Origin of the sequence: Rahnella sp. PCH160 (assembly GCF_047784855.1) — a bacterium.
GTDB lineage: Bacteria > Pseudomonadota > Gammaproteobacteria > Enterobacterales > Enterobacteriaceae > Rahnella.
Window position 1 is genome coordinate 3,144,464 of sequence record NZ_JBLOGT010000001.1, and the last position, 26,055, is coordinate 3,170,518.

Consider the following 26,055-nt stretch of genomic DNA (forward strand, 5'->3'; position numbering starts at 1 on the left):
GTGAGGCGGTGCTCCCAGATTTTTGCCCAGTACAGGAAACGATTCTGGCATGGAACGAAGAGCATTTATTAAAGCATCAATGGCATTCGCCGCCTGGTGTGGTGTGCCGGCGATGTCTTCACTGTTCACCCGTTCCGCTGAGGCGGCAGCGGCGAATGTGGCAGATGGCGGAGAATTGCCGTTTGATTTCAACGCGCTGCAAAAGATGGCGAAAGAGCTGGCGGACAAACCTTACGGCGGTGCGCCGCTTCCTTTACCTAAGACGCTGGCGGAATTAACACCACAGGCTTACAACGCCATCCAATACGATCACGCGCATTCCCTGTGGAATGGCCTGCCGGACCGCCAGCTTGACGTCGAATTGTTCCACGTCGGCATGGGGTTCCGCCGTCGCGTGCGCATGTACTCCGTGGATCCGGTGAAACATCTCGCGCGTGAAATTCATTTCCGCCCGGAGTTGTTTAATTATCACGACGCTGGTGTTGATACCAAGCAGTTGGAAGGCTTCTCGAATCTCGGTTTCGCCGGTTTCAAAGTCAACAAAGCCCCGGAGCTGACGCGCCGCGACGTAGTCTCTTTCCTCGGTGCCAGTTATTTCCGTGCGGTGGACGATACTTATCAGTACGGTCTGTCCGCGCGCGGCGTGGCGGTGGATACCTTCACCGATCAGCCGGAAGAATTCCCGGACTTCACCGCTTTCTGGTTTGATACGCCGAAACCTGGCGACACCACCTTTACGGTTTACGCCTTGCTGGATGGCCCGAGCATCACCGGTGCCTATAAATTCCTCATCCACTGCGAACCGACCCGCGTTGTGATGGAGATTGAAAACCATCTTCACGCCCGCGAAGACATCAAACAGCTGGGCATTTCACCGATGACCAGCATGTTCAGCTGTGGCACCAGTGAACGTGGCCGTTGCGACACGATTCATCCGCAGATCCACGACTCTGATCGTCTGCAAATGTGGACCGGCACCGGCGAATGGATTTGTCGTCCGCTGAACAACCCGCAGCGCCTGCAATTCAACGCCTACAGCGATAACAGTCCGAAAGGGTTTGGCCTGTTGCAGCTCGATCACGAGTTCAATAATTATCAGGACGTGATCGGCTGGTACAACAAGCGCCCGAGCCTGTGGGTGGAACCGGTCGGAGACTGGGGAAAAGGTGCCGTCAATCTGATGGAAATCCCGACCACCGGCGAAACGCTCGATAACGTCGTGTGCTTCTGGCAGCCGGAAACACCGGTGAAGGCGGGTTCTGAATTCAACTTCAGCTACAAACTCTACTGGAGTGGTGAGCCACCGCACCGCAGCCCGATGGCCAACGTACTGGCGACCCGCACCGGCATGGGCGGTTTCCCGGAAGGCTGGGCACCGGGCGAGAATTATCCGCAAGTCTGGGCGCGTCGTTTTGCCATTGATTTCACCGGCGGCGAGCTGAAAGCCTTTGCCGATAAAGGTATCGAACCGGTGATTAACGCCTCGTCGGGTAAGATCAAGAACATCGAAATTCTGTACGTGCAGCCATTCGACGGCTACCGGATCCTGTTTGACTGGTATCCGGACAGCGATTCCGTCGCGCCGGTAGAACTGCGTATGTTCCTGCGTTCCGGCCAGAAAGCGTTGTCGGAAACCTGGTTGTATCAGTACTTCCCGCCAGCGCCGGATAAACGCAAATACATCGATGACCGTCAGATGACCAAATAATCCTCTTCATCATTCAGGCCGCAGGGGTGCTGGCTGCACTCGTTCACCCGAATCACTGACTTATGTCAGCTCATCGGGGTTCGATCGCTTGCCGCCTACCTGCAAGCTGAATGATTTTGAGGATCGAAAGATCAGAAAAACAAAAAGCCCCGAATCATCGGGGCTTTTGCTTTCTTACTTTTCTGAGTATCTGTCATTTGCAGGTGAACCAGACACAGGATCTTGCAAAAATTACTTCAAAGGGTAATGCCAGGGTAACGCACGGTACTCAACTGATTAAGGCCAAGATGGCAATCAAAACGCCTTAACCAGCATTCCGTTTTGCGGTTGTTGCTGAGGGTTTCTCAGCGCCGCGTCGAAAGAACTCTCGATCTCTTTCAACTGTTGTAAGAATTCTTGTGGCGAGAAATCGTGTGATTTGCCGCTCATGTAGGCCAGAGCCAGTTCTTTTGCGTTGTAACGTTGGAAGTTATACATGCTGTCAGTTCCTTATTAATCAAATAAATATTAATGGGATGGCGAACAGCGAGCTGGCTTATAACCACTGCTTACGACGTGCTGCCAATGAACTGCATTCTACTTTAAAGATTGATAAGTGAAAGTTGGTGTTGTTTATGCATTCAATAGTTAAAACCTAACTCGCGAGGGGGTATTGATTGTAAATATGAATAGTCATTTGTGGTGATTAATGCATCTGCAAGCTGTAGAGTTTGCCGCTAAAACCGCGCCACCACCCACGGAATGGCTACCGGAAGCTGCGACAGCAGATACAACACCAGCCCGATAAATGCGCCGACCAGCGTGCCATTGATGCGGATAAACTGTAAATCTTTCCCGATGTTCAGCTCGATTTGCCGCGACATGTCCCGCGGATCCCAGCCTTTTACCGTGTCGCTGATGTGACGCGTCAGGAACTGCGCGAATTCCGGTGCCATTTTCTCGGCGATGGTTTCCATTTGCAGGTTCAGTGAACTGCGCAATTTCTCGTCCTGCGCCAGCGCATTGCCCAGCCACTGGCCGGATTCCGTGACTTTGGCAAAAACCCGCGAATCTTCGCTGTCCAGATCTTCTTTCAGCCAGTTGCGCATATCGCCCCACAGCTGCAACACGTAAACATTAAGCTTCTCGTCATCTTTCAGGTATTGCTTAATTTCTTCGGCTTTTTGCGCGGTTTCCGGGTCGTTTTGCAGCTTCCAGATAAAGTTCTGTACCGAACGGTCGAAGCCTTTACGGAAAGCGTGCGTTTTGTCGTTGCCCATATCATCGAGCACGGAATTCACCGCATTCGACACCAGATCGGCACCGTTTCGCCCCAGCCAGCCGGTGGGCAGAAGTTTGGCGGTCAGCGGATGTTCACGTTTCATCCAGCCGACAATTTGCGTGGAAATAAACTGTCGCGTGCTGTCTTTTGCCAGCAGGATTTCCAGCTGATCCATCGCCTGATCCAGCAGTTGCTGGTGACGGCCGCCTTTGGTCAGGCTCTCCAGCATTGTGGCAATCGACGCAGACAGGTCGATTTTATCGATGACACGGTACAGCGCGCGCCGGATAAGTTGCGCGATACGTTGATCGTCGGTGACATCCAGAAACCCCCGGATCATCTTCACCGCGTATTTCGCGAAACGTGCCGCATTATCCGGCGCGTTCAGCCAGTCTGTGAGCATCCGCGCCGGATCGTGCTGGCGGATAAGGTTGATGAGCGTGGCGGGCGCGAGGAATTTTTCCTGCACAAACACCGCCAGATTGTCGGCAATTTTGTCTTTGTTTTTGGGAATAATGGCCGTGTGGGACGCCACAAACGGCACCGGCACGCGGCGAAACAGCGCCACCACGGCGAACCAGTCCGCCATTGCGCCGACCATCGCGGCTTCGGAAATGGCTTTCAGGCCGGAAACCCAAAAGTTGGGCGGCAGGAAAAGGGTGATGACAAACAGGGCGGCGGCAATCAGCAGCAGCCCGAGCGCGTTGCGTTTACTTCGGTGAAGTTCTTGTTCTTTATCCATTACCTCAGTTTAGGAAGCGCCGGGCGGGCTGTCAGCTTTTTTATTGCCTGCGGCTTTTTTTTAGGAATGCAGCGGAATGCAGGCGGATACGCGGTTAAAATGAGAATTGTTCTTGATATGACAAGGTGTGTCATTACACTGCGTGCAGCATGATTCCCCTGCATTCAGAATGAGATCAATTCATGGAGTTGTTACGCGTTGTATTTAAACAATATCGCTGGCCGTTTTTAGGCGTAATGGCGCTGAGTCTGCTCAGCGCCATACTGGGTATCGGCCTGATCGCGTTCATCAATCTTAAACTGATTGAAACCACGCAGGCTTCACTGATGGTTTTGCCACAGTTTCTCGGGTTACTCCTGCTGCTGATGGCGGTCACGCTTGGCTCTCAGCTGGCGCTTACCGTGCTCGGCCACCATTTTATCTACCGTCTGCGCGGGCAATTCATCAAACGTATTCTGGATACGGACATCGAGCGCATCGAGCAAATCGGCAATGCGCAGCTGCTTGCCAGCCTCGGCAGCGACATCCGCAATATCACACTGGCCTTCGTGCGCTTACCGGAACTGGTGCAGGGAATTATTCTGACCCTCGGCTGTGCGGGTTATCTGGCCTGGCTTTCCCCGCAAATGCTGCTGGTCACCGTTATCTGGTTGCTGATCACCATTTTTGGCGGCTTTAAACTGGTGTCTCACGTTTACCGCCATCTGGCGAAGGTGCGTGACGCCGAAGACAAGTTGCAAACGGATTATCAGAAAGTGATTGAAGGGCGCAAAGAACTGGCGCTGAACCGCGAACGTGCGCGCCACCTGTTTGACGATGTGTACCGCAAAGACGCTGAAGAATACCGTCATCACATTATCCGCGCCGATACCTTCCATCTCAGCGCCGTGAACTGGTCGAATATCATGATGTTGGGCGCGATCGGCCTGGTGTTCTTTATGGCGAACACGCTCGGCTGGTCGGATACCAACGTCGCCGCAACGTACTCCCTGACGCTGCTGTTCCTGCGCACGCCGATGTTGCAGGCGGTCGGCGCACTGCCCACGTTACTCAGCGCGCAGGTCGCTTTTGGTAAACTGAAAGCGCTGAAACTGGCCGGACATAATGAAGCGTTCACCCCGGCGGTGGCGGCGAAGCACTGGCAGACGCTGGAACTGCGCGACCTGACGTTCAGCTATGCCGGAAAAGAAGAGGGCGCAGGCTTTGGCGTCGGGCCGCTGAATCTCACGATTTCCCGTGGCGAACTGGTCTTCCTGATCGGCGGCAACGGCAGCGGGAAATCCACGATGGCGATGCTGCTCACCGGCCTGTATCAGCCGCGTTCCGGGCAAATCCTGCTCGACGGCGTGCCGGTCACAGCGGAAAACACCGAACAGTATCGGCAGCTTTTCTCGGCGGTGTTTACCGATTTCCATCTGTTCGGCCAGCTCATCGGCCCGCAGGGCAAACCGCCGGATCCGCAACTGGTGGAAGACTGGCTGCAACGCCTGAACATGAAAGAAAAACTTCAGTTCATCGGGAACGAAGTGACCAATCTTCAGCTTTCCGCCGGGCAGCGTAAACGCGTGGCCTTACTGCTGGCGGCAGCCGAAGGGCGCGATTTCCTGCTGCTCGACGAATGGGCGGCGGATCAGGATCCGCAATTTCGCCGGACGTTCTACCGCGAGTTGTTGCCACAATTGCGCGATATGGGTAAAACCGTGCTGGCAATCAGCCACGATGATCACTATTTTGAACACGCCGATCGTTTGCTGGAAATGCGTCAGGGCAAACTGAAAGAACTGCACGGGCAGGCGCGCACCGACGCCAGCCGTGATGCGGTCGCACAAATCGGTCTTTAACCGTTTATAAAAAGGAACAGGAATGAACTGGACTGAAGGGGTGGTGTGGGGCGTCAGTGCCGTCGCAATAGGCTTACTGATCGGGCTGCTGCACAAAAAAGGCATGTTAAACCGCGTGCCTGCGGTTTTCTTGTTTTTGGTGCTGTTTATCGGCGGAAATTTGCTGTGGAGCGCGGTGATAAAGCCGCATCTTGTCAGTAACAGTGAAGAGCAAAAGGTCGATCAGGCGCTGGCTGAACTGCCGCTATACACCACCATCAAAACGCAGGAACCGGCGCTGTATGCGCAGATCCGCAGCAATATTCTCAAGCTGCGCAAAGCAGGTAAATCGCAGCAGGATGCTATTAATACGGTGAAACCGATGGTTTCCGTATTGCTGACGCAGCGCATCAGCCATGCGCCTGACGCCAACGTTAACGAGGCGATGCAGGTGAATCTGGAAGAGATGCAAACCTTGCAGGCGCGCAAGGACGGCAGTTGCTTTAAGTTTCTGTATCCGCAGGTCAGCGGTGGCGTTAACACCGCGCAGGTTCTGCCGCCGGAGCTGTTCCGGAAAGATCTCAACACCATGAACGATTTGCTTCTGGCGACCAGCAGCGCGCAAACCGAACAACCTGCGGCGGTCAGTACAGAACGTGTGATTGCGATGATGGCACCGGTGCGTGAAGCGCTGGGCAACATGTACGGCGAGCAGTTGCAGATGTTCAGCGACCTGACGAAGCCGGATGTGGATCACGAGAAAGTCTGTGAGATCTCCATCAGCCTGTATTCCGGCATTCTTGCACTGCAACCGGCAGACTCGGCGGCGATTTTGCGTCAGATGCTCGGGGCAAAACCCTGATCTTCCCGCTGGGCTCCGTGTTTGAACGTGCAGCCCGGCGCGGCTTTACTGCAACATAAACAGACAATCCCTACTATTCTTCTTAACAGGAAAGGGTATCCTTACGCCGTTCTTCTAAAACACTCTTGTTTCGTAAAAAAATAATGAACTCCCGGAACCCTCTTTCTATGCAAAAAATGTTTAGAGTGCCGTTTTTGTTACTGGCATTGCTGTCATGTCTGCTGTTAACGCCGGCGCTGAGTCAGGCCGATGACAGCACCGCGCAACCGGCCGCAGAACAGCCGGTCAAAGTCAACGCCACCACGGCGCTGCCGGCATTACAAAAACGCCTGGATCAGCTCAAACAACAGGTCTCATCGGCGAAAACTGACAAAAAATTCACCGGCCTGACCGATGCCGCACAAACACTGGCCGAAGACGCCGATAAACTGGCGGCAGCACTGGCACCCGATCTGGCGCAGGTTCAGGCACAGCTCGACGTTCTCGGGCCCGCACCTGCGCCGGGAACACTGACAGAAACGCCGCAGGTGGTCAGCCAGCGTAATAAGCTCAACAACAGCAAAACCCTTCTTACGACGCAGATTGAACAGACCAAAGCGATTGCCGTCGGTGCGCGAAACCTGTCTTCACAGATTTCCGGGCTGCGTCGTGATGCACTGAAAACGCAAATTGCACTCAACACCGGCAGTATTTTGGGCGGGAATTTCTGGGCACCGCTGTTCAAGCCTAACGATGATGATGCTGCGCAGTTTGACGAATTTGGTTCGCAGATCAGTGATGCCTGGACCCAGGCGTGGAGCCCGGAATGGCGCGTCGGCTCGGGTATTTACCTGCTGCTGGCGCTGGCATTGGGCATTTTCGGCCGCCACGTACTGGATAAACCGATGAACTGGATCCTGCCGCGCTGGTTGCCGCAGGGCCGTTTCCGCCGCAGTTTCCTGGCCTGTTTCACCACACTGAGCACCACACTGACGCTGGGCTTCAGCGTTCAGTTGCTCGGCTATATTTTTACCCGGCTGCCGGATACGTCCGCGTGGGTGAATGAATTCGCCCAACAACTGGGGGAACTGACCTATTTCTCCGCCCTGATCGCCGGGCTGGGGATTGCGCTGTTATCGAATAATCATCCGTCATGGCGTCTGCCGGGCATTGCCGATCCGCTGGCAAAAACGCTGGCCTCATTCCCGGTTCTGCTGGCGACGTTTATTTTCCTGTTCGGCATTATCGAGCAACTGAATAATCTGGTGGGTGCCAGCGTGGCCGCAACGTTATTCGGTAACGGCCTTGCGGCCTTGCTGGTGGCGCTGAACTGCCTGATTGCACCGGTGCGCGTCAACAGAATGCGTCGCAAAATGAAAGCCGACGGCGAGCAAACCGAAGCCCGCTCCACGCTGGCCGGGCTGATCCATCTGGTGATCAGCATCACCGCCGTCGTTATCATGCTGGCGCTGCTGATTGGTTATATCCCGCTGGCCCGTTTCGTGACCTTCGAACTGCTGTGGATTGGGCTGGTGCTGAGCTGCCTGTATCTGCTGATTCATTTCGTGGTGGATTTCTTCGAAAGCCTGTTCGCGCCGGGGACTCACAGCGGCAAAATCATCAAAGGTACCCTGAGTGTCAATGACCGTCACCTGTCACTGGCGGCCACATTATTCTCTGCTATCGGCAAAACCGCGCTGCTGCTGTTTGCCGCTGTTGCGCTGCTCAACGGCACTTTCGGTTCCACGACACCGCTGGAATTACTGGCGAAAATCGTCGATATCTGGGGCGGTAAAGGTCTCGAAGGGGTGAACATTATTCCGGCACACGCGGTCAATGCGGTGCTGTGTCTGGTGGTCGGTTGGTATATTCTGCGTTCTGCCCGCCGCTGGCTGGATAATGATTTCCTGCCGAAAACCATGATGGATCGCGGGATGCGCGCATCCCTGGTGACGCTGTTCACCAACGTCGGTTACGTGCTGATTATCCTGCTGACGCTGTCGTCGCTCGGCATTGAGTGGAACAAACTGGCGTGGATCGTGAGCGCCTTGTCGGTGGGTATCGGTTTTGGCTTGCAGGAGATTGTGAAGAACTTTATCTCCGGTCTGATCCTGCTGACCGAGCGTCCGGTGAAAGTGGGCGATTTAATCAGCATCAGCGGCGTGGAAGGGGATATTCGCCGGATCAACGTCCGTGCGACGGAAATCCAGCTCAGCGATAAATCCACCGTGATTGTGCCGAACTCGCAACTGATTTCTCAGAACGTGCGTAACGCCACCATGGGTAACGCACAAGGCGTGGCCACTATCTCGCTGACCTTCCCGCTCGATATCGACCCGGAACAGGTTCGCAGTTTGCTGCTCGACGCTTACAACGCGCATGAACAAATCCTCGATACGCCCGAAGCGTCCGTCAGCTTTAAAGAACTGGGCCCGACCGGCATCATTCTGAGCGTAACGGGTTATGTGAGCAGCCCGCGTATTGTGAGTGCGACGCGAAGCGACTTGTTGTATGAAATCCTCAAGATGTTGCGTGATGCGGGGATCAGTCTGAGTCAGACGCAGACGATGGTGATCGAGAGGCCTTCGAGTGGCCGGAACGTTCCGGCACAAGAGTAAATCTATGGGTGGCGGCCCACCTGGACCCTGTAAATCATTCTGTGTCACTGCCACCCTGTTAATGAAAGGTGACCGTCAATGCGGTCGCCGTATGCGATAAAGAAACAACGCATCGCCAGTCACCCGTTCTTACTCAACATGCTCCATTTTCCGAGGCCCGCTGGATCGCCCGGTCAGCTCTTGCGGCTCAACAAACGGACCAGCAGGGCAGCGGCGGCCGCAACGGTTGCCAGCAGAATCACGCCTGTCCAGCCACCGGCTTCCAGCGCTTTACTGCCCAGTGCGGCACCTGCCGACATCCCGATAAACACGACGGTAAACAGCAGGGCGTTGAGTCTGCCGCGTGCCGCCGGTTCGAGGCCATAAACCAGCGTCTGATGAGCAACCAATGTGGCCTGAATACCTAAATCAAAACCGATGGCACTCGCCACAATCAGCGCCAGTTGCGCATGGGGTGATAACAGCGGCAGCAGGAACATCGCCGCAAATGACACCATCACCAGGGCTGAACCCATTTGTGTCACCCGCGCCGGGCCTTTTTTATCGGCTAACGCACCGGCCAGCGGAGCTGCCAGCGCACCGGCTGCGCCGGCCAGCCCGAAAGCCCCGGCCACCGCGCTGCCCAGATGGTACGTATCGCTGAGCATAATGGCCAGCGTTGACCAGAAGGCGCTGAACGCCACCGACAACAACCCCTGAGCCAGTGCCGCGTGACGCAGCGTTTTATAGTTTTTCCACAGCCCGAACATGGAGTGCAGCAGACGGGCATAGCTGATACGCGTGTCGGGCGTAAAACGCGGCAGAACACGCCACAGCGCAAAACCAATCAACGCCACGCTCACCGCTGCCAGCTGATACATCACCCGCCAACCAAAATATTCTGCGACAAAGCCGCTGACCACGCGGGAAAGCAGGATCCCGATCAGCAAGCCGGTCATCACCGTCCCGACCGTTTTACCGCGCTGCGCCGCCGGCGCAAGATGGGCTGAAGCTGGCACGATATCCTGCGCCAGGGTTGCGCCGATACCGGTGATCAGGCTGGCGACCAGTAAGCCATGAATCCCCGGAACAAAACCGCACAACAGCAAAGCAAGGGCCAGCAAAATGCTTTTGAGCAGGATAATTGTACGGCGGTCATGACGATCGCCCAGCGGGATTAAAAACAGAATCCCCAGTGCATAACCGGCTTGCGTCAGCGTCGGAATAAGCCCGACCGACGTGGTGCTGGCCTGTAAGTTACCGCCCATAATGCCGAGCATCGGCTGGCTGTAGTAAATCGAAGCCACGCTCAGACCGGCACCGGCGGCCAGTGTAAAAATGATTTTACCGGAAAGAGCCGGTTCAGCCGTTGTTGCAGTGGGTTGGGTGATGTCAGACATGGTGTTTTCCTGATGAAGTTGTTTGTTGCGTCAGATGTTATGGAACGCATTCTTCACCCGAACGGTTATAAGTGGTAGCCTGCACAAAGGTAAAACTGTTATACGCGAGGCGTATGAATACACCACTGACCAGCGGTATTGACCGCATCGACTTAATGCAGACGTTCGTCCGTATCGTTGAAAGCGGCAGTCTTTCTGCCGCCGCCGCTCAGCTCAACACCAGCCAGCCAACGGTCAGCCGCCGTTTGCAGTCGCTTGAGAAGATGCTGGGTGCCAGACTGATTCTTCGCACCACACACGCCATGAAACTGACCGACGACGGCGAACGCTGTTATGCGCAGGCCAAATTATTACTGGAACGTTGGGCGTCGCTGGAAGATCAGTTGCACGGCGCGGGGGATGAACCGGTGGGCATCCTGCGCGTGCGCGCACCGCACGCGTTCGGGCAGGATCAGCTGATCGGGCCGCTGACCCGTTATTTGCAGCAATATCCGAACCTTACGGTGGACTGGATGCTCAACGACCGCACGCCGGATTTTCTCTCTGAAGATATCGATTGTGCCATTCAGGTCGGGAATGTCGCAGATCCTTCAATGGTGGCGGTTTTGCTGGCGGAAGTGCCGCGCATCGTGGTCGCCACACCCGACTTACTGCAACAGCATCCGGTGACGCAGGTCAGCGAACTGGCGAAATTGCCGTGGATAGCGTTCAGCACCTACTATCGCAACGACGTCAGACTTTGCCACGACACCGACGGCAGAATAGAAAGTTGCACGATTGCGCCGCGTCTGGCGACAGACAGTTTGTACGCCGTGCGCAAGGCCGCGCTTTCCGGGCTGGGGGCGGGCATTGTGTCAGCGTGGGTGGTACAGGAAGATCTCGCGCAGGGGCATTTGCAACGTGTATTACCCGGCTGGAACGCGCTGCCGCTGCCCGTGTATCTGGTTTATCCCTATTCCAGCTACTACCCGGCGCGGCTGCGCAAGTTCCTGGAAATGATGCGCGGTGTGATGCAGGATCTGGCCGAAATGCAGGCACCGGGCAGTTCGAAATACTCTGGTATATCGTGAAACAGTAAACTGAACGGTGTTTACATTTTTTACCGCCACCCGTGGCATGATCGCTTCAGGACATTGAGGTGAAGGGGTTTTACCTGAGCAGTATTTTGTAATTTCAAGCACTTAACCGCCAACTTAGAAAAGATAATGCAGAAAAAGCGAGGAACATCGTGGAAGTGATAAAGGGAAATGAACTACAGGTCGCCGATGCCGTTTATGCTTTACAGATGAACGGCGAGGGGGGTGTGAACGAAATCAGCCCGCAATGTGTGGCGAGCGATGAAAAGCCCTGCTGGCTGCATCTGGATTACACGCTGCCTGCCAGCGAGCGGTGGATCAGTAATACGCCGGTGCTGCCCGATACTGTGCGTGAAGCGCTGGCCGGTGACAGCGTGCGGCCAAAAGTGGTGCGCGTCGGCGAAGGAACATTAATCACCCTGCGCAGCATCAATCTGAATGCGGATTCGAGGCCCGATCAGCTGGTCACCGTCCGCGTTTACCTTACCGATAAAATTATCGTCTCGACCCGTCACCGTAAAGTGTCCTCGATGGAAGAGATGATCAGCGATATGCAAAGCGGCAGCGGGCCTAAAAATACCGGCAGATGGCTGGTGGAAACCTGCGATGCGCTGACCGATCACACCAGCGATTTCATCGAAGACCTGCACGACAAAATCATTGATATCGAAGATGACCTGATGGAACAACAGGTGCCGGAGCGCGGCCAGATGGCGTTGCTGCGCAAACAGCTGATCGTCCTGCGCCGTTATATGGCACCGCAGCGTGACGTTTTCTCGCGTCTGGCCAGCGAGCGTTTGCCGTGGATGAACGATGACGACCGCCGCCTGATGCAGGAAATCTCCGATCGTCTGGGGCGCGGGCTTGATGATCTGGATGGCAGCATTGCGCGTACTGCAGTGCTCTCCGATGAAATCAGTTCGCTGATGGCCGATTCCCTGAACCGCCGCACCTACACCATGTCGATGCTGGCGATGATTTTCCTGCCAACGACCTTCCTGACCGGTCTCTTTGGTGTCAACCTCGGTGGGATCCCCGGCAATACGTCGCCTTTGGGCTTTGGTGTTTTCTGCGGATTTCTGATGCTGCTGGGGGTTGTGGTCGCGTGGTGGCTCAAGAAAAGTCGCTGGCTGTAATGCGTTAACTGCCTGAAAAAAAGCAAAAAAAAGCCGGTCATAAGACCGGCGTCGTTCGAATTAAATTGTGCTATGCATTAATTCTAAAAATTTGGAAATAAGACAATATGGAGCACAACGCCCATCGCTTGACGTTGCATTCACCTGCGAAATAGATACTGCACTCAATCAACGGTTCTAATGTTGATTTCGCTCAATCTTTTTTGAGGTTTATGCCCTGCAAGGTGCATCCGAAGGCACTTTTGCCCGTATGATCCCATTCTTTGAATACTCAGGAGTTTGTCTTGCATACAGCAGCAATAATTCAAAAAGCGTATGACGATGCGACCCGAAGAACGCTGGATGAATGGAATACGCACCCGGACACCGGCGTGATCCGCACGGAACCTTTCTATCATCCCACGCGTCTGGCGATTACCAGCGGCAACCGCGCCGGGCCGGACATGGCAGGGCTGTTATCGGCGCTGGAAACGGCAGCGAATGGCGATCCGCTGGCCGACGTTGCGCCGTTAACGGGAATGCATTTCACCTTCTTTTGCATCACGCAGGCGCTGTACGACAAACCGGAAGACGCGGAAGGGATCGCCGGGTTAACCGATATTTTCAGAAAGCATTGTGACGGACATACCCTGCACATTCAGGATTTACGGCTGATTGCGTTACCGGATCAATTACTGCTTGCCGGATTTCCTGATGAAAAAAGCCAGCGCGTCAGACAATCGCTGGTAGACGATCTGATGAAAACGCCGTGGGCAGAAAAAATCAGAGAGCGGTTTCCTCACACGGAAATCCCTCAGGTGTTCTGGCACAGCACGCTCTTGCGTTACAGCGCGCAATACCTGCCGGCACCGCTGCGCGTCTGGTTTCTTGAGAATCAGCATAAAAGCTTCGGGTCACTCAGCCTGCCGGTGAAACTGGTGATGACCAACTACAACTGGACTGAAACCCTCACGCTGGCCTGAAAAGCAAAAAGCCCGCATCAGCGCGGGCTTTTAAAACCGGAGAAGACCGGGCGAAATCTTACTTAATCTCCAGCACATTGAGACGTTCAACCGTCGCGGCGGTTTCGTCGTCTTCCGGCTGCCAGCCTGCAGGTTGCATCGGGATCTCTTCACGGTCAAACGCCAGATCACCGCCATCAATCACTTCGCCACCATGCTTAATCCCTTTGAAATCAAAAAGATTCATGTCGTTAAGATGTGAAGGCACCACGTTTTGCATCGCGCTGAACATGGTTTCGATACGGCCCGGATATTTTTTATCCCAGTCATTGAGCATGTCGCCGATCACCTGACGTTGCAGGTTTGGCTGAGATCCGCACAGATTACACGGGATGATCGGATATTCACGCGCAACCGCAAAACGCTCGATATCTTTCTCACGGCAATATGCCAGAGGGCGGATCACGATGTGCTTACCGTCGTCGCTCATCAGTTTAGGTGGCATGCCTTTCAGCTTGCCGCCGTAAAACATATTCAGGAACAGCGTTTGCAGAATATCGTCCCGGTGATGGCCGAGGGCAATTTTGGTACAACCCAGCTCAGTCGCTGTGCGGTACAAAATCCCGCGACGCAGACGTGAACACAGAGAACAGGTAGTTTTGCCTTCCGGGATTTTGTCTTTCACGATGGCATAGGTGTCTTCGGTGACAATCTTATATTCCACACCCAGCTTTTCTAAATATTCCGGCAGAATGTGCGCCGGGAAGCCCGGTTGCTTCTGATCAAGATTGACCGCAATCAGTGAAAAATTCACCGGTGCGCTTTTTTGCAAATTGCCCAAAATTTCCAGCATGGTGTAGCTGTCTTTACCGCCGGACAGGCACACCATAATGCGGTCGCCTTCCTCGATCATGCCAAAATCACCAATCGCTTTACCCACTTCACGACGCAGGCGCTTTTGCAACTTATCGATGTTGTATTTTTCTTTCTTGTTAAATTCTTGATTCATAGTCATTTTATAGGGCGCTAAGTTCGTTTAGGGGCACTATAGGGGCAGAACCTATAACGCGAGTTTCTTGTTCAGCATGCTGATTTATGGGGCTATGATACGGATTATGCGACAGAATGTCAGCGCGTTTTAATAGTAACCCCGGCCTGCAACCTGGGTTGCTAAGGGCTCGGGTTTGACCAAAATACCCGACAGTGAATGTAGAATACGCCGTAAACCTTTTCATCTGCCCTGACGGGGGGGGACGTATTGACAAATTAGAGGGTAATTGTCCTGCCAAGGGGTTCCTGAAGACACCAGCGATTCTTATAATCTGCGGTGGGTTTACCAAACGAAAACCTCATTTTCTTACCTTTTCGTTGGCATTCTTCGCTGGCTTCATTAATGTTTAACCAGGTAATAACGGTGCCGAGGGAGAGTTTAGAATAAGATGTATCCAGTCCTATATTAATATAGTCGTAAGAAATAATATCGGGACTTTCAGCCTTCATAATGAGTTGAAAGGCAACTGGCGAGTTATCAATAAATAATATTGAACCGAAGGTGTGTTTTTTTAAAACATCTAAAAAATGGGCAAGTTCTGTCTTATGGTTAATCTTGCTTAATCTTCTTTTGAAGAATAGAGCTGAATATATTTCTACAAGTTCTGTGGCAGAGAAATCCTCAACACGATGAACTTCTCCACCCTGCGCGAGAAAAGTTCTAAACTCTTTTTTTCGTGTTTGTCTGGTTTTGATGGACAGTTTATCAACGTCTTTAGCTATGCAGATATGTCGTTGTGAGTTGACGGTGTAAGTTGTATTAATAATTGAAGCGCGATGAATCGATGAAATTATTTTGCTCTTGAATGGCAATATGAAACTACGACTATTGCTGATGGGCAATATGAGCTCATCTTTGGCTACGGGTAAAGATAACTGATGAGTGAAACACTTTGAATCATAGTCATTGGCAAGCATTTTCGCACCCCATACACAGATCCCACCCTGCATAGAACCTTTTTTATCCGCTCTTATAAAGTACCGGGCATCAATATTTAGAAGTTGACGTTGTAACTCAATAACGTCTGGATGAGTTGAGAAGTTCCCACCGTATAAATTATAACACTCTTGATATTCTTTCAGAGTGCCTTCTTCCCAGCCAAGTAGATTCGTGATGAACATTGAATTCAATTCTTGAGTTTTTAAGTGTCTGCAGAATGAAGATATTAATTTCACTATACAAACGGGTATAGACGATCAATTTCAGAAGATTGATCGTTTTTACCGATCGTTTGAATTTATGTTAATTATTAGGAGATATGTTGTGACATATGACAATGAGATGAAAAAAGTAACTCATGGAAAATAGGGTATTCATAACGCATATGGAATCATTGCTAACCATAAAGGAATCACATCGTTTTTATTTTTATCTGGCACAAAAGAATATTAATTTCCCCTACTTCACTCTTGATAATCAGAACCTGATAGTTGTCCGTTTAAAGGCTAACTACCCTACCGGCACAACTTCGGATTGAAATCGAAACCTGATTCGTGATGGGGTTCTCTAAGTGAAAAAATATACATACAACGATAGAAAAACTTCCGTTTGTCTGAATTTCAAAAAGGATCCGAAATCATGACTTATACTTAATACAATAATTCCTAAGTCACAACACTAATTCAGGAGGGAACACATGAAGAACAATACCCTTATTGCCGCGTCGCTGGCTGCGGTTTCCATTTTATTCGTAGCCGGGTGTGCATCGAATCAGGCGATTAAAACCACGGACGGAAAAACCATCGTCACGGACGGGAAACCTCAGGTTGACAGCGATACCGGCCTGGTATCGTACAAAAACGCTGAGACAGGAAAGACTGAGCAGATTAACCGTGATCAGGTTAAAAACATGAGCGAGCTGGATAACTGAGTTGCTCAACAACCGGTAGACAGGAGATAAAGATGAACAGGACCTTGCTTTTGCCCTTAGCCGCATTAATCAGTGTCGCCGCCTTATCGGGCTGCACGCGGACGAGTTATGCCATTCAGACCAATGACGCGAGAACCATCATCAGCGACGGTAAGCCAAAAGAAGCGCCTACCGGATTGCTTGAATTTACGGATGCCAATGGTGTGAAACAGCAGATCAATAAATCAGAAGTGAAACAGGTCACGGAATTGCCTAAATAAGTCCGGTGTGTCTGGTTATTTTTTCTTAAAAACCTGCTGTTAAAGCAGGTTTTTTTATTGCCAGTCCGGCGGCTATTTTGCGCAGCATCTCTCAACTCTTTCCGACGCCCGCCAATGCATCTGCGGAGTATGGTATTTTTTACCGCGCGCAATATTCTCAAAACAAAATCTCAAAACAAGGAAAGTCATCATGCGTCAAAGAACCATCGTTTGTCCGTTGATTGAACACGAAGGGACGTATCTGCTGTGTAAAATGGCTTCCGGGCGCGGTGTTTTTCCCGGCCAGTGGGCGCTTTCCGGTGGAGGAATGGAACCGGGCGAAACCGTTGAGCAGGCATTGCTGCGCGAAGTGCGGGAAGAGTTAGGCGACGCGCTGGAACTCACGCATATCACCCCGTGGACGTTCCGCGATGATATCCGCATAAAGAATTACGCGGATGGCAAAAAAGAAGAAATCTACATGATTTACCTGATTTTCACCTGTCAGGCCAAGAACACCGAGATCACCCTCAATGAAGAATTTGAAACATATGCCTGGGTGCACAAGGACGATCTTCCGGGGTACGATTTAAATGAAGCGACGCGAATTACGCTAAAACAGCGCGGGCTGATTTAACGGTAAAGATGTGGATCCGCGTTCATGCATTTACCGGTTGTCTTCAGTGCGCAAAAACACCGTATCGGGAGAAAACATGACGTTATTGCCGTGCCGAAAATCTGATGTTCGCAAAGCGACGACTGCCATTGCAATGTTGCTGACTTCCGCCGCCGCCCTGGCTGATACACAACCCGCGTTCCTCAATACTGCGCAGTTAAATGTGGTGCGCCAGCAGTTACATGACAACACCGCTGCGCCGCAAACGGCGGATGCCTACCATTATTTACTGGCAGCGGCAGATTCCGCGCTGAAGAAGCCCAATCTGAGCGTGACCGATAAAGGCATGACGCCGCCCTCCGGTTCGAAACACGATTACCTCAGCCTGAGCGCTTACTGGTGGCCGGATGACAGTAAATCAGACGGTCTGCCGTGGATCCGTAAAGACGGGCACGTCAATCCGGCCAGCAAAAACGATCAGAGTGACGGCGTGCGGCTGGCGGATTTTACCGCCCGCGTGCAAAACCTGACGCTGGCCTGGTATTTCTCCGGTGAGCAGAAATATGCTGATAAAGCCGCCAGCCTGCTGCGTGCGTGGTTTATCACACCTGAAACACGCATGAACCCGAATCTTAATTTCGCGCAGGGCGTGCCGGGGATTTCTGCCGGACGAAATGCGGGTGTGCTGGACGGGCGTTATTTCTCCACGCGCATTGTGGATTCTCTGGTTTTACTGCACGGGAATCCGGCCTGGACAGACCATGATGACCAACAAATCCGCGTCTGGATGCAGGATTATCTGACCTGGCTGCAGGGCAGCAAAATCGCCAAAAAAGAAGGGCGTACGCAGAATAATCACGGCAACTGGTATGTCACGCAGGTGTCCGGCATTGCGTGGTATCTCGGTGATAAGGCGGTAATCCGGGATATGGCGAAGCTGATGAAAAGTAAGCTGGATATTCAGCTCAAACCCGACGGTACGCAGCCTGCCGAACTGGCGCGCACCCGTTCTTTTCATTACAGCTATTTCAATTTGCAGGCGATCAGCATGATGGCGGTGCTGGCGCAAAAAAACGGTATCGACCTCTGGCACTACAAAACGCCTCAGGGCGGCGGGCTGCTGACCTCGCTGGATTTTATGGCGCGTTACACTGACCCTGCCGTGCCGTGGCCGTATAAAACCATTGACCAAATCCGTGTGCGGCCTGTGCCGCTGCTTTCGTGGGCGGATAACGGCACCGGCGATAAACGTTACGAACAGCAGATTCGCCGCGCCACCTTTGACCTGCCGCCTGCGGTTAAACCGGCCTCGGGCGGATATCATGAGGATGTGACGCGCGGCGCGGTGATGGAGGCTGAGCGCGAGACGTGGTTGCTTTCGCTGCCTGCTTTTGCAAAGTAGGGATTCAACGCTTGTGCGGGTGATGGCCTGAACCAGGCATTGGGGTAAGCTTTTAAGCCAGCGCAAAACCCGCCGCTGTGCGGTCCTTTTGCTTCAGGTTCTAATCTGCACGAAAAAAATCTCGCCGTTTCTTACTCCTCGTTCAATGTCGTTCTTAAAGTGGCCAGGAGCATTTTTAAAATCAAAGTGATTCGTGACCATTTAAATAAAGCCGTACTGATGCGTCTTTATTTTTAATTTTCCGCACGTTCATTGCGAGTACAAATTATTTAATCGCAGTTATGATGTGTTTTTTTATTCTCCTGTTTTTTATTCCCCGCGGATGATTAATGAAGGTTTTATTGGTTCCACAGACTGCTATTAAATGTAAGTGATATTAATATTTAGTATGTCGTGTTAATTACCATATGAAATATTTATTCAATGAGTTTGGGACGGCGGAAATTCAAAACGTATAACGTTACAATTGCTTTATGTTTGTAGTATTATTTTCGTTGGGATTTAATAAATCGCCTCTCTCTTTGCTCCCTGACATATTGCGGAGCGGGTTTTTCGTGTGTTTAAGGATAAACAAAATGCAATTCAAAAAGAAACTACTTGCTTCTCTAATATTGACCGGGCAAATAAATCCAGCCTATTCGGCATTAATTCGTGATGATATTAGTGTTCAGGTTTATCGTGATTTTGGCGAAAATAGAGGGCCTTTCACACCCGGTGCGACAAATATTCCTATTTATCACCTGGATGGTTCTTTAAGTGGAATCATTAATGTGATGCCTGATTTTTCTGCCAGTAATGACGGTGGGTTTCAGACATTAATAGATCCCCAGGTTACCGCAACGGCAGGGCATGTTGACTATACCAGCGAGGCGTCGTTTGCGAAGGAATTTCAGCAGTTAGATGCGACTCTATTTAGCGGTGCGGATAACGCAAACAGCTATACGCTTATGAATGAAGTGACAAAGCGTGCATACGAGGTAGACGCCGGAGATGATTATAAACTGGTTCGTCAACGAACTATTGCCACCGATGTTGCACCCGCAGAACTCTTTACCGATACCAGTCAATTTAAATCTGGGCTTCTTATCGCGCGTACTGGTGGTGGTTATCTTGCTATTGCGACAGCCGTCGGAGAGGCTACTTACCTTGACTACGGTCCGCTGGCAGGTGGGTTTAATATTGTTAACGGGAAAAGCTATTCTGGCGATGTTTATACTTTGTCTTTCTTGCTGCCTGTCAATCAAATAACGCCACTTGATGTAGGTACGTTATCTGGTGATAGTGGTAGCGGTATATGGGGGTGGGATACAAAATCTCAAAGTTGGAAATTTTTAGGTATTAACTCAGCAGGTTCTGGTGGGGGCTATAATAAATGGACTTTTCTCAAGTCAGCCCCAGAATGGACACAAAAAATAATTGATAGTTTCAACGATCCGGCAATAGCGACATCGAACTCCTCAGATATTATTTATGTCGGTGACCAGGATATTAACACCGGGGAAGGGGACTTCACGCTCAACGGTGACATCATTCGCTATCACGGTATCCGTACCGATATTGCCGCTTCTGCCCGGGGCAATGAAGATTTCATGAGTAATAAAAACCTGATCCTCGGCGGGGCAGGCGGAACGCTCCAGCTGACGGCCCAAAATTTTGACCTCGGCGCAGGTTCACTCACCTTTAATTCTAATTACACGCTCTCTGACGGTGGCGACAGCAGCCGGCGTATGAACACGGCAGGCTACATCATTAACGTCGGTGCCACGGTCCTCAGCAACCTGACCGGCAGCGCGAGCGATATCTGGCGCAAAGTGGGTCTTGGGACACTGGTGATTGCGGGCAGCGGTGTAAACCATGCCAGTTTGTATGTCGGGGATGGCCTCACTATTCTGCAACGCCTTGGTGGCCACGCAGCTGATGTGATCCATATCAGCAGTGGCAGAGCGATTGTTCGTCTGGGGGCTGCCGATCAACTTGATGGCACTCAGGTCGGGTTCGGCACGCGTGGCGGGGTACTCGATCTTTACGGCCAGTCCCTGACCTGGAACGATATTATCCATATGGATAATGGCGCAACGTTTGGTAACAGCCATGCCAATACACTCTCTAACTTCACCTTTACCGGCAGCGGCCCGAAAACCTATCTCGGCAATTTCTTTGACGGCGGTTCGGCGGGTAAAGGTTTGCTGCATCTGGTCTATGCACCGGGTACAGCGGGCTCTTCCTGGACGCTAAAAGGCAACGTAAATACCCGCGGTGGGATGGATATTCTCAGCGGCAATCTGGCCGTGCAGGGTGCCTATACTTTACATGCCGGGGGATATATCGACCCCACGCAGTATGAAACAGCGTCTTTTGATCTCGGCGATAGCCTGGTCAATTTAACCGGCAGCCAGTTTACCGTGGGCCGCAACGCGATGGCTCGGGGGAACTTCGTGCTGGACGACAGCTCTTCAATAGTGATGACGTCCGGTGGCGAGCTGAGCAGCAGCGAACAGGGTATTAAAGAAGGGGCGTATCTTGATGGCCGCGTGAATCTTACCGGTAAGAATTCTGTTCTTAAAGTGACCCCTGAAGAGGCGTTCCGCGTGCAAATCAACGCGGCGTTAAGTGGTTCGGGTCATATCCTCAAAGAAGGGCTAGGCACGCTGTATCTGACCGGCCTTAATACCCTGACGGGCAGTAATCTTATCTCATCGGGCCGGGTTATTACTGAAACTTTGGCAAGTCTTGGGACGCAGACTGATGGCTGGACGATTACTGAAGCTGGTGTGCTGGATGTGGGGAATAACACCAATAGCCTTGTCACTATTCTGGACAAAATCTCGGACTCCTCCCGTGGCGTGCTTGCCCTGACCGGGGCCATTACGTCTGCAGACATGATGTCTCTGCTGACAAAAGATCTTTATTTAGGAAGCAGTTCTAATCTTGAACTCGGTGTAGCCGGGCAGAATCTGACGCAGGGTGCGCAGGATCTTTATCTGGGTGGTGGTAACGGAAAAGTCAAAATTAACGGCTACCTCCCGTCAAGCGGCTCATCGCTGTATCTGGGGAATGGACAAAGCATAGGTACAGTCCATATCGCCAGTGCCAATGAAAACTGGGTGGGAAATATCGATCTCCGACGTGGGATTAACCTGATTACCGACTACGAAAATTCGCTGGGCAATGGTCGTCTGAATGTCAATTATGGCGCTGTAGCAGGGGGCAACGTCCTGCGGAATGTGACCCTTGAGTCTGCTGGAATGATTAGCTTCAACACGGCTGATAATTTTAACTATGACATGAGCGATTTCCAGCATCTGGCAATCGGGGCGCTGGCAGGGGAAACGCTGGCGCTGAATAACACACTGAAGCCGACACAGACGGGATATTACTTCTCCGGTGGTGGTGATGTGTTAGTCAACAGCGTGCTTACAGAAGGTAGTCATCTTACCGTCGATGCCCAGGACAACGAGGGTGGTGTTATCACGCTAAATACTGTCAACGATCTGAATAGCAATGTGACGGTACGCGGTTACAACAGTGACAATCTGTTATCGCGCAAAAGCGATATAACGCTGAAATTAGGTGTGGATAATGCCATTGATAAAAACTCGCATGTGATATTAGAAGACGGCGGGGTTATCGATCTTAACGGCCACAGCGTTACGTTGAATATGGAATCAGGCTCGATAAATTCAAAAATTCTCTCTTCTGATAAAACACATTCCTCAACCTTAAATCTGCAAACAGATGAGAGTTCAGTGCTGAACAGCCTGATCTCAGGCGCAGATATACATCTGATTAAATCAGGGGCGGGTGTATTGACGCTTGGCGGCATGAACACCTTTACCGGGGATGTTCTGTTATCTGCTGGAAAAACCCTCGCGGGTAGCAATCTGGCTTTTGGTGCGGTAACCAATATCGTGACTGTGGCAAAAAACGCCATTCTTGATATCAATGGTATTAACTTATCAAATACTCTCAACCTGGCGTCAGGTTCCTTAATAAACAGTAAAGACGGGGCGATCACTCTTGACGGGATCAGCCTGAGTGATGACAGCACGGCAACCTTTAACGGGACTTCAAGCCTGACGACGGTGGGCAAATATCAGCTCAATGACCACCGCCTGACCGTAAACGATACCTATACCCAATTTTCGACCAACTCATTTGAAAATGGCGACATCGTCTTTAATAACAGCAAAGTTAACTGGACCGGGAACAACGGCCAACTCAGCGGCAGTGGTTCGATGACGGTGGGTAATAATACCACTTTAGAATTGCGTGATGTTAAACAAGACGCCGGGTCGGCCAAAACGATCGTTCTTGATGGCGGTACGATTGCTTCCGGTACAAATGGTAATGGTGGCGGCAGTGGTGCCACGTTGCGCAGTGCGCTGCGTGTAGATACCAGCGGCACCCTGAATGGCAACAACCGGTCATTTGGCATTAACCTGGGTCTTTACGGTTCAATATCGGGCGGTGGTGCGCTGAATATTACAGGTGCTCCGGGGGTTTCCTTCTATGGTGATACCACTGCATTCACCGGCAATCTGTTGTTGAAAACCGGCGGTAAGCTGTATCTCAGCCCGGTTGAGGACACCACACTTGCGGCAAATTTGGCGAATGAAGGCACCGGCAAAGCCGTTAAAACCGGCGCTAAAAACCTGACGCTCACCGGCGATAACCGCGCTTACACCAACGAACTGGATGTTCAGGACGGCACGCTGACGTTGGGCAGCACCACGGCGGCGACAGGCGGTGATATCCGTATGACGGCGGGTACGCTGAAACTCAACAGCGACAGCAACGTCAGTTTCAGCAATCTGGCGGCAGGCAGTATCGTCGATCTGCACGGTCACAGCGGCACGCTGAATATTAAAGCGAATGCGGCGGGTTCTGAGATTACCTCTTCTGACGCCAACAGCTGGTCAGCGCTCAATCTGCAAAGCGGCACACTCAACAGCACGATCAGCGGCCAGAAAATCCACCTGAACAAACAGGGCGCAGACGACCTGACGCTGGCGGCCAGCAACACCTTTACCGGTGATGTGGCGCTCTCTGGCGGGAAAACACTCCTCGGCAACAGCCAGGCGCTGGGTGATATCGCAAACATTGTTACGCTGGCGAACACCGCTACGCTCGATCAGAACGGTTACGATTTGCTCAATGGCGTGACCTTCGACGGTGGCGTTCTGACATCGAACAGCACCGCGCAAAACCAGCGTATTGATGGTGTAATGAACGTAGCCACGCAGGGGACATTGCTGGGCGAGAAGTCCGGTCTGAATATTTACGGTGGGCTGGCAGGCAGCGGCACATTGAATATTTCAGGCAGTCAGGGCGTGTCTCTCTTTGGCGATACCTCTACGTTTGATGGCTCGCTGCGGGTGAAAAACAACAGCAAGCTGAGCTTCTCATCGTCGGAAGACACCACGCTGGCGGCAGATCTGATCAGTGAAACGGGCGGTAAAATCGTGAAGCAGGGTGATAAAACACTGACCCTGAGCGGCGATAACCACCTCTGGAACAGCCTGTTGGAACTGAATCTGGGCGATATGATCGTCAGTCAGGCACAGTCCACGCCTGCGGGTGAAATTGCTATTAACGGTGGCCGCCTTGTTTTTGCTGCTGAGGGCGATATGACGCCGGACACCTTGTTAAGCGGAACCGCCGGACAGATGGTGAAGCGCGGCAGCGGCAAACTGACGCTTAATAAGGTCAACACCTTCAATCAGGAAACATTGGTTGAAGAGGGGATCCTGGAAATTGGCGATGCGCAGCACGACTGGGCCTCGCTCGCCAGTGATGTACAGGTGAATTCCGGCGGTATGCTTCAGGGATACGGCACCGTGGGCGGCGATCTGTATAACAGCGGGAAAGTTCGCCCTGCTGGTGCGGGCAAAAGCTTGCGCGTATCCGGTAACTATACCCAGACGGCAGATTCGTGGTTACTCATTGATATAGACCCGCTGGAAGGCGCATCGGTATTGGGGATCACCGGCCATGCCTCGCTTGATGGCGGATTGCAGATGATTTATGCGCCGGGAACGTATACACCGCAATCCTATGTTTTCCTGACAGCGCAGGGAGGCATCGAAGGCGAGTTTGCTTCATTAAACGGGGGGATTGAAGGGGTTGATCAGCAGTTAAGTTACGGTTCAAGGGATGTCACATTAACGACTACTGCGCCATCGGTTGACCCAACGGACCCGGTAATACCGGTAGACCCAACGGACCCGGTCGTACCGGTCGAGCCAACGGACCCAGTGCCACCGCAACCGACATTTGTGATTAACCCGAGTAATCTTCATGCCTACGATGTTCAGCTTCTGTCCCTTGGCATGCAAAAGCCCACGGAATGGAGCATGGCGCAGGTTGACTGGTCTGCGGCGTCTGGTGGCAAATTTGCCTGCGATTTGTCAGGTTCCTGCTACCACGATGACGCCATGTGGATCATGCCGCACATGAGCAACGGCAGCGTCATGGCTGGAAATGGCAATGCCAAAGTGGATGGAATTTCCATTGGTGGATACACGGAAATGGGCAACACGCGCGTGGGTGTTTCTGTGGATTATTCAGACTTCGACCTGTCAGGCGACGGATCATCAGCCTCAGCCGATCGTTACGCGGTGAATGTATTTGCCTCACAAAAACTGGACAGCGTAGTCCTGACCGGTTCTCTGGGTTACACCCACGCCGCGACAGAGGTGACGCGTGAAGTTAACAGTAGTGGTCTGAACCTGGGCGAAGGGCAAAGTGACATCACCGGCAATGCCATTTCGGCCGGGCTGAGCGCCAATTGGGCGATACGGTTTGGTGATACCACTCTCGTGCCGCAAATCGGTATCGACAGTCTGAACGTGTTCTATTCCGGCTACGATGAACATATGTCGTCGGATAACGAACTTTATGGAAAGGTTATCGACAGGATGAAAGTGCGCGGCGACGCAAACCGCTACGACAGCCTGCAACCGAATGTCGGGGTTAAGATTTCCCACGATCTGACCTGGGGCAATACGCAAGTGACCCCTGCGTTTAAAGTGACCTATCGCCATGAACTGATGAACAACAACAAGGGCACTGTCGCCAGTAATGACGGCACTGTGTTTACTGTTGAAAGCGATACATTAGGGCGGGACATCGTTGAGTATGAAGCGGGCGTGGACGTTAAATTCACACCGCGATTGAGTACGTCGTTCAGCTACACGGGAAGTAATCAGCAAGGGTATCAGTCGCAGGAGGGGATGATCAGGGTTAAGTATAATTTCTGATTTTTTAAATCAGTTTCAGGGGCTGCCGGAGGAATGGCAGCCCCATTTTTTTGGGGTAGCGAGCCCAAACGGGCATCACGGGGACGGGTTATCACT

The 26,055-nt window shown here is 52.2% G+C and carries 17 protein-coding genes and 1 pseudogene; 13 read left to right on the top strand and 5 right to left on the bottom strand.

Going from position 1 to position 26,055, the window contains the following annotated elements; translation table 11 throughout:
- Window positions 1-49: 49 nt before the first annotated feature.
- Window positions 50-1,708, top strand: a complete 1,659-nt coding sequence (locus tag ACM5QY_RS14565; protein WP_416121470.1) for a glucan biosynthesis protein D — start codon at window positions 50-52, stop codon at window positions 1,706-1,708.
- 294 nt (window positions 1,709-2,002) lie between these two features.
- On the opposite strand, the gene ACM5QY_RS14570 is transcribed toward ACM5QY_RS14565, so the two are convergent.
- Both ACM5QY_RS14570 and ACM5QY_RS14575 read right to left on the bottom strand, forming a co-directional pair.
- The gene (locus ACM5QY_RS14570; protein WP_416121471.1) at window positions 2,003-2,185 is read right to left on the bottom strand and encodes a hypothetical protein; all 183 of its coding nucleotides are present in this window, start codon (window positions 2,183-2,185) and stop codon (window positions 2,003-2,005) included.
- A gap of 239 nt (window positions 2,186-2,424) precedes the next feature.
- A complete protein-coding gene (locus ACM5QY_RS14575) occupies window positions 2,425-3,711 on the bottom strand; it encodes a DUF445 domain-containing protein (protein ID WP_416121472.1) in 1,287 nt (428 codons plus the stop codon).
- A gap of 182 nt (window positions 3,712-3,893) precedes the next feature.
- On the opposite strand from ACM5QY_RS14575, the gene ACM5QY_RS14580 reads away from it, so the two are divergent.
- From ACM5QY_RS14580 to ACM5QY_RS14590, 3 genes are all read left to right on the top strand, one after another.
- Window positions 3,894-5,552 carry a multidrug ABC transporter permease/ATP-binding protein gene (locus tag ACM5QY_RS14580; protein WP_416121473.1) on the top strand — a complete coding sequence of 553 codons (1,659 nt, stop codon included), beginning with the start codon at window positions 3,894-3,896 and terminating at the stop codon, window positions 5,550-5,552.
- Between the two features lie 22 nt (window positions 5,553-5,574).
- Entirely contained in the window at window positions 5,575-6,393 is an 819-nt protein-coding gene (locus tag ACM5QY_RS14585) for a hypothetical protein (RefSeq protein WP_416121474.1), read from the top strand.
- Window positions 6,394-6,560: 167 nt separating this feature from the next.
- On the top strand, window positions 6,561-8,990 hold the full coding sequence (locus ACM5QY_RS14590) for a DUF3772 domain-containing protein (RefSeq protein ID WP_416121475.1): 2,430 nt from the start codon (window positions 6,561-6,563) through the stop codon (window positions 8,988-8,990).
- A 173-nt stretch (window positions 8,991-9,163) separates the two neighbouring features.
- Here the strand turns inward: ACM5QY_RS14590 and ACM5QY_RS14595 are convergent, their stop codons facing one another.
- A complete protein-coding gene (locus tag ACM5QY_RS14595) occupies window positions 9,164-10,369 on the bottom strand; it encodes an MFS transporter (RefSeq protein ID WP_416121476.1) in 1,206 nt (401 codons plus the stop codon).
- A 113-nt stretch (window positions 10,370-10,482) separates the two neighbouring features.
- Here ACM5QY_RS14595 and ACM5QY_RS14600 point away from each other — a divergent pair, with 113 nt between their 5' ends.
- The 3 genes from ACM5QY_RS14600 (at window position 10,483) to ACM5QY_RS14610 (ending at window position 13,543) form a co-directional block, all read left to right on the top strand.
- Window positions 10,483-11,439: a LysR family transcriptional regulator gene (locus tag ACM5QY_RS14600; RefSeq protein WP_416121477.1), complete on the top strand. Its 957-nt coding sequence runs from the start codon at window positions 10,483-10,485 to the stop codon at window positions 11,437-11,439.
- 158 nt (window positions 11,440-11,597) lie between these two features.
- On the top strand, window positions 11,598-12,581 hold the full coding sequence (gene zntB / locus ACM5QY_RS14605; RefSeq protein ID WP_416121478.1) for a zinc transporter ZntB: 984 nt from the start codon (window positions 11,598-11,600) through the stop codon (window positions 12,579-12,581).
- 284 nt (window positions 12,582-12,865) lie between these two features.
- Complete coding sequence (locus ACM5QY_RS14610) at window positions 12,866-13,543, top strand: hypothetical protein (protein ID WP_416121479.1); 678 nt, start codon at window positions 12,866-12,868, stop codon at window positions 13,541-13,543.
- Between the two features lie 58 nt (window positions 13,544-13,601).
- On the opposite strand, the gene ttcA is transcribed toward ACM5QY_RS14610, so the two are convergent.
- Complete coding sequence (ttcA, locus tag ACM5QY_RS14615) at window positions 13,602-14,537, bottom strand: tRNA 2-thiocytidine(32) synthetase TtcA (RefSeq protein WP_416121480.1); 936 nt, start codon at window positions 14,535-14,537, stop codon at window positions 13,602-13,604.
- Between the two features lie 251 nt (window positions 14,538-14,788).
- A complete protein-coding gene (locus ACM5QY_RS14620) occupies window positions 14,789-15,694 on the bottom strand; it encodes a GNAT family N-acetyltransferase (RefSeq protein ID WP_416121481.1) in 906 nt (301 codons plus the stop codon).
- Between the two features lie 515 nt (window positions 15,695-16,209).
- Here ACM5QY_RS14620 and ACM5QY_RS14625 point away from each other — a divergent pair.
- The 6 genes and pseudogenes from ACM5QY_RS14625 (at window position 16,210) to ACM5QY_RS14645 (ending at window position 25,959) form a co-directional block, all read left to right on the top strand.
- The gene (locus ACM5QY_RS14625; RefSeq protein ID WP_416121482.1) at window positions 16,210-16,443 is read left to right on the top strand and encodes a YgdI/YgdR family lipoprotein; all 234 of its coding nucleotides are present in this window, start codon (window positions 16,210-16,212) and stop codon (window positions 16,441-16,443) included.
- 32 nt (window positions 16,444-16,475) lie between these two features.
- Window positions 16,476-16,703, top strand: a complete 228-nt coding sequence (locus ACM5QY_RS14630; protein WP_416121483.1) for a YgdI/YgdR family lipoprotein — start codon at window positions 16,476-16,478, stop codon at window positions 16,701-16,703.
- A gap of 190 nt (window positions 16,704-16,893) precedes the next feature.
- A complete protein-coding gene (gene nudI, locus ACM5QY_RS14635; protein WP_416121484.1) occupies window positions 16,894-17,319 on the top strand; it encodes a nucleoside triphosphatase NudI in 426 nt (141 codons plus the stop codon).
- A 76-nt stretch (window positions 17,320-17,395) separates the two neighbouring features.
- Window positions 17,396-18,700, top strand: a complete 1,305-nt coding sequence (locus tag ACM5QY_RS14640) for an alginate lyase family protein (protein ID WP_416121485.1) — start codon at window positions 17,396-17,398, stop codon at window positions 18,698-18,700.
- A gap of 575 nt (window positions 18,701-19,275) precedes the next feature.
- Window positions 19,276-20,067, top strand: a pseudogene (locus ACM5QY_RS26505) (S6 family peptidase); the annotation flags it as partial.
- Window positions 20,068-20,289: 222 nt separating this feature from the next.
- Window positions 20,290-25,959: an autotransporter domain-containing protein gene (locus ACM5QY_RS14645; protein ID WP_463366398.1), complete on the top strand. Its 5,670-nt coding sequence runs from the start codon at window positions 20,290-20,292 to the stop codon at window positions 25,957-25,959.
- The last annotated feature ends 96 nt before the right edge of the window (window positions 25,960-26,055 follow it).

Coding starts and splice junctions, on each gene's coding strand:
- ACM5QY_RS14565 (WP_416121470.1), top strand. CDS start 50: ATGGAACGAAGAGCATTTATTAAAGCATCAATGGCATTCGCCGCCTGG.
- ACM5QY_RS14570 (WP_416121471.1), bottom strand. CDS start 2,185: ATGTATAACTTCCAACGTTACAACGCAAAAGAACTGGCTCTGGCCTAC.
- ACM5QY_RS14575 (WP_416121472.1), bottom strand. CDS start 3,711: ATGGATAAAGAACAAGAACTTCACCGAAGTAAACGCAACGCGCTCGGG.
- ACM5QY_RS14580 (WP_416121473.1), top strand. CDS start 3,894: ATGGAGTTGTTACGCGTTGTATTTAAACAATATCGCTGGCCGTTTTTA.
- ACM5QY_RS14585 (WP_416121474.1), top strand. CDS start 5,575: ATGAACTGGACTGAAGGGGTGGTGTGGGGCGTCAGTGCCGTCGCAATA.
- ACM5QY_RS14590 (WP_416121475.1), top strand. CDS start 6,561: ATGCAAAAAATGTTTAGAGTGCCGTTTTTGTTACTGGCATTGCTGTCA.
- ACM5QY_RS14595 (WP_416121476.1), bottom strand. CDS start 10,369: ATGTCTGACATCACCCAACCCACTGCAACAACGGCTGAACCGGCTCTT.
- ACM5QY_RS14600 (WP_416121477.1), top strand. CDS start 10,483: ATGAATACACCACTGACCAGCGGTATTGACCGCATCGACTTAATGCAG.
- ttcA (WP_416121480.1), bottom strand. CDS start 14,537: ATGACTATGAATCAAGAATTTAACAAGAAAGAAAAATACAACATCGAT.
- ACM5QY_RS14620 (WP_416121481.1), bottom strand. CDS start 15,694: ATGTTCATCACGAATCTACTTGGCTGGGAAGAAGGCACTCTGAAAGAA.
- ACM5QY_RS14625 (WP_416121482.1), top strand. CDS start 16,210: ATGAAGAACAATACCCTTATTGCCGCGTCGCTGGCTGCGGTTTCCATT.
- ACM5QY_RS14630 (WP_416121483.1), top strand. CDS start 16,476: ATGAACAGGACCTTGCTTTTGCCCTTAGCCGCATTAATCAGTGTCGCC.
- nudI (WP_416121484.1), top strand. CDS start 16,894: ATGCGTCAAAGAACCATCGTTTGTCCGTTGATTGAACACGAAGGGACG.
- ACM5QY_RS14640 (WP_416121485.1), top strand. CDS start 17,396: ATGACGTTATTGCCGTGCCGAAAATCTGATGTTCGCAAAGCGACGACT.
- ACM5QY_RS14645 (WP_463366398.1), top strand. CDS start 20,290: ATGAGTAATAAAAACCTGATCCTCGGCGGGGCAGGCGGAACGCTCCAG.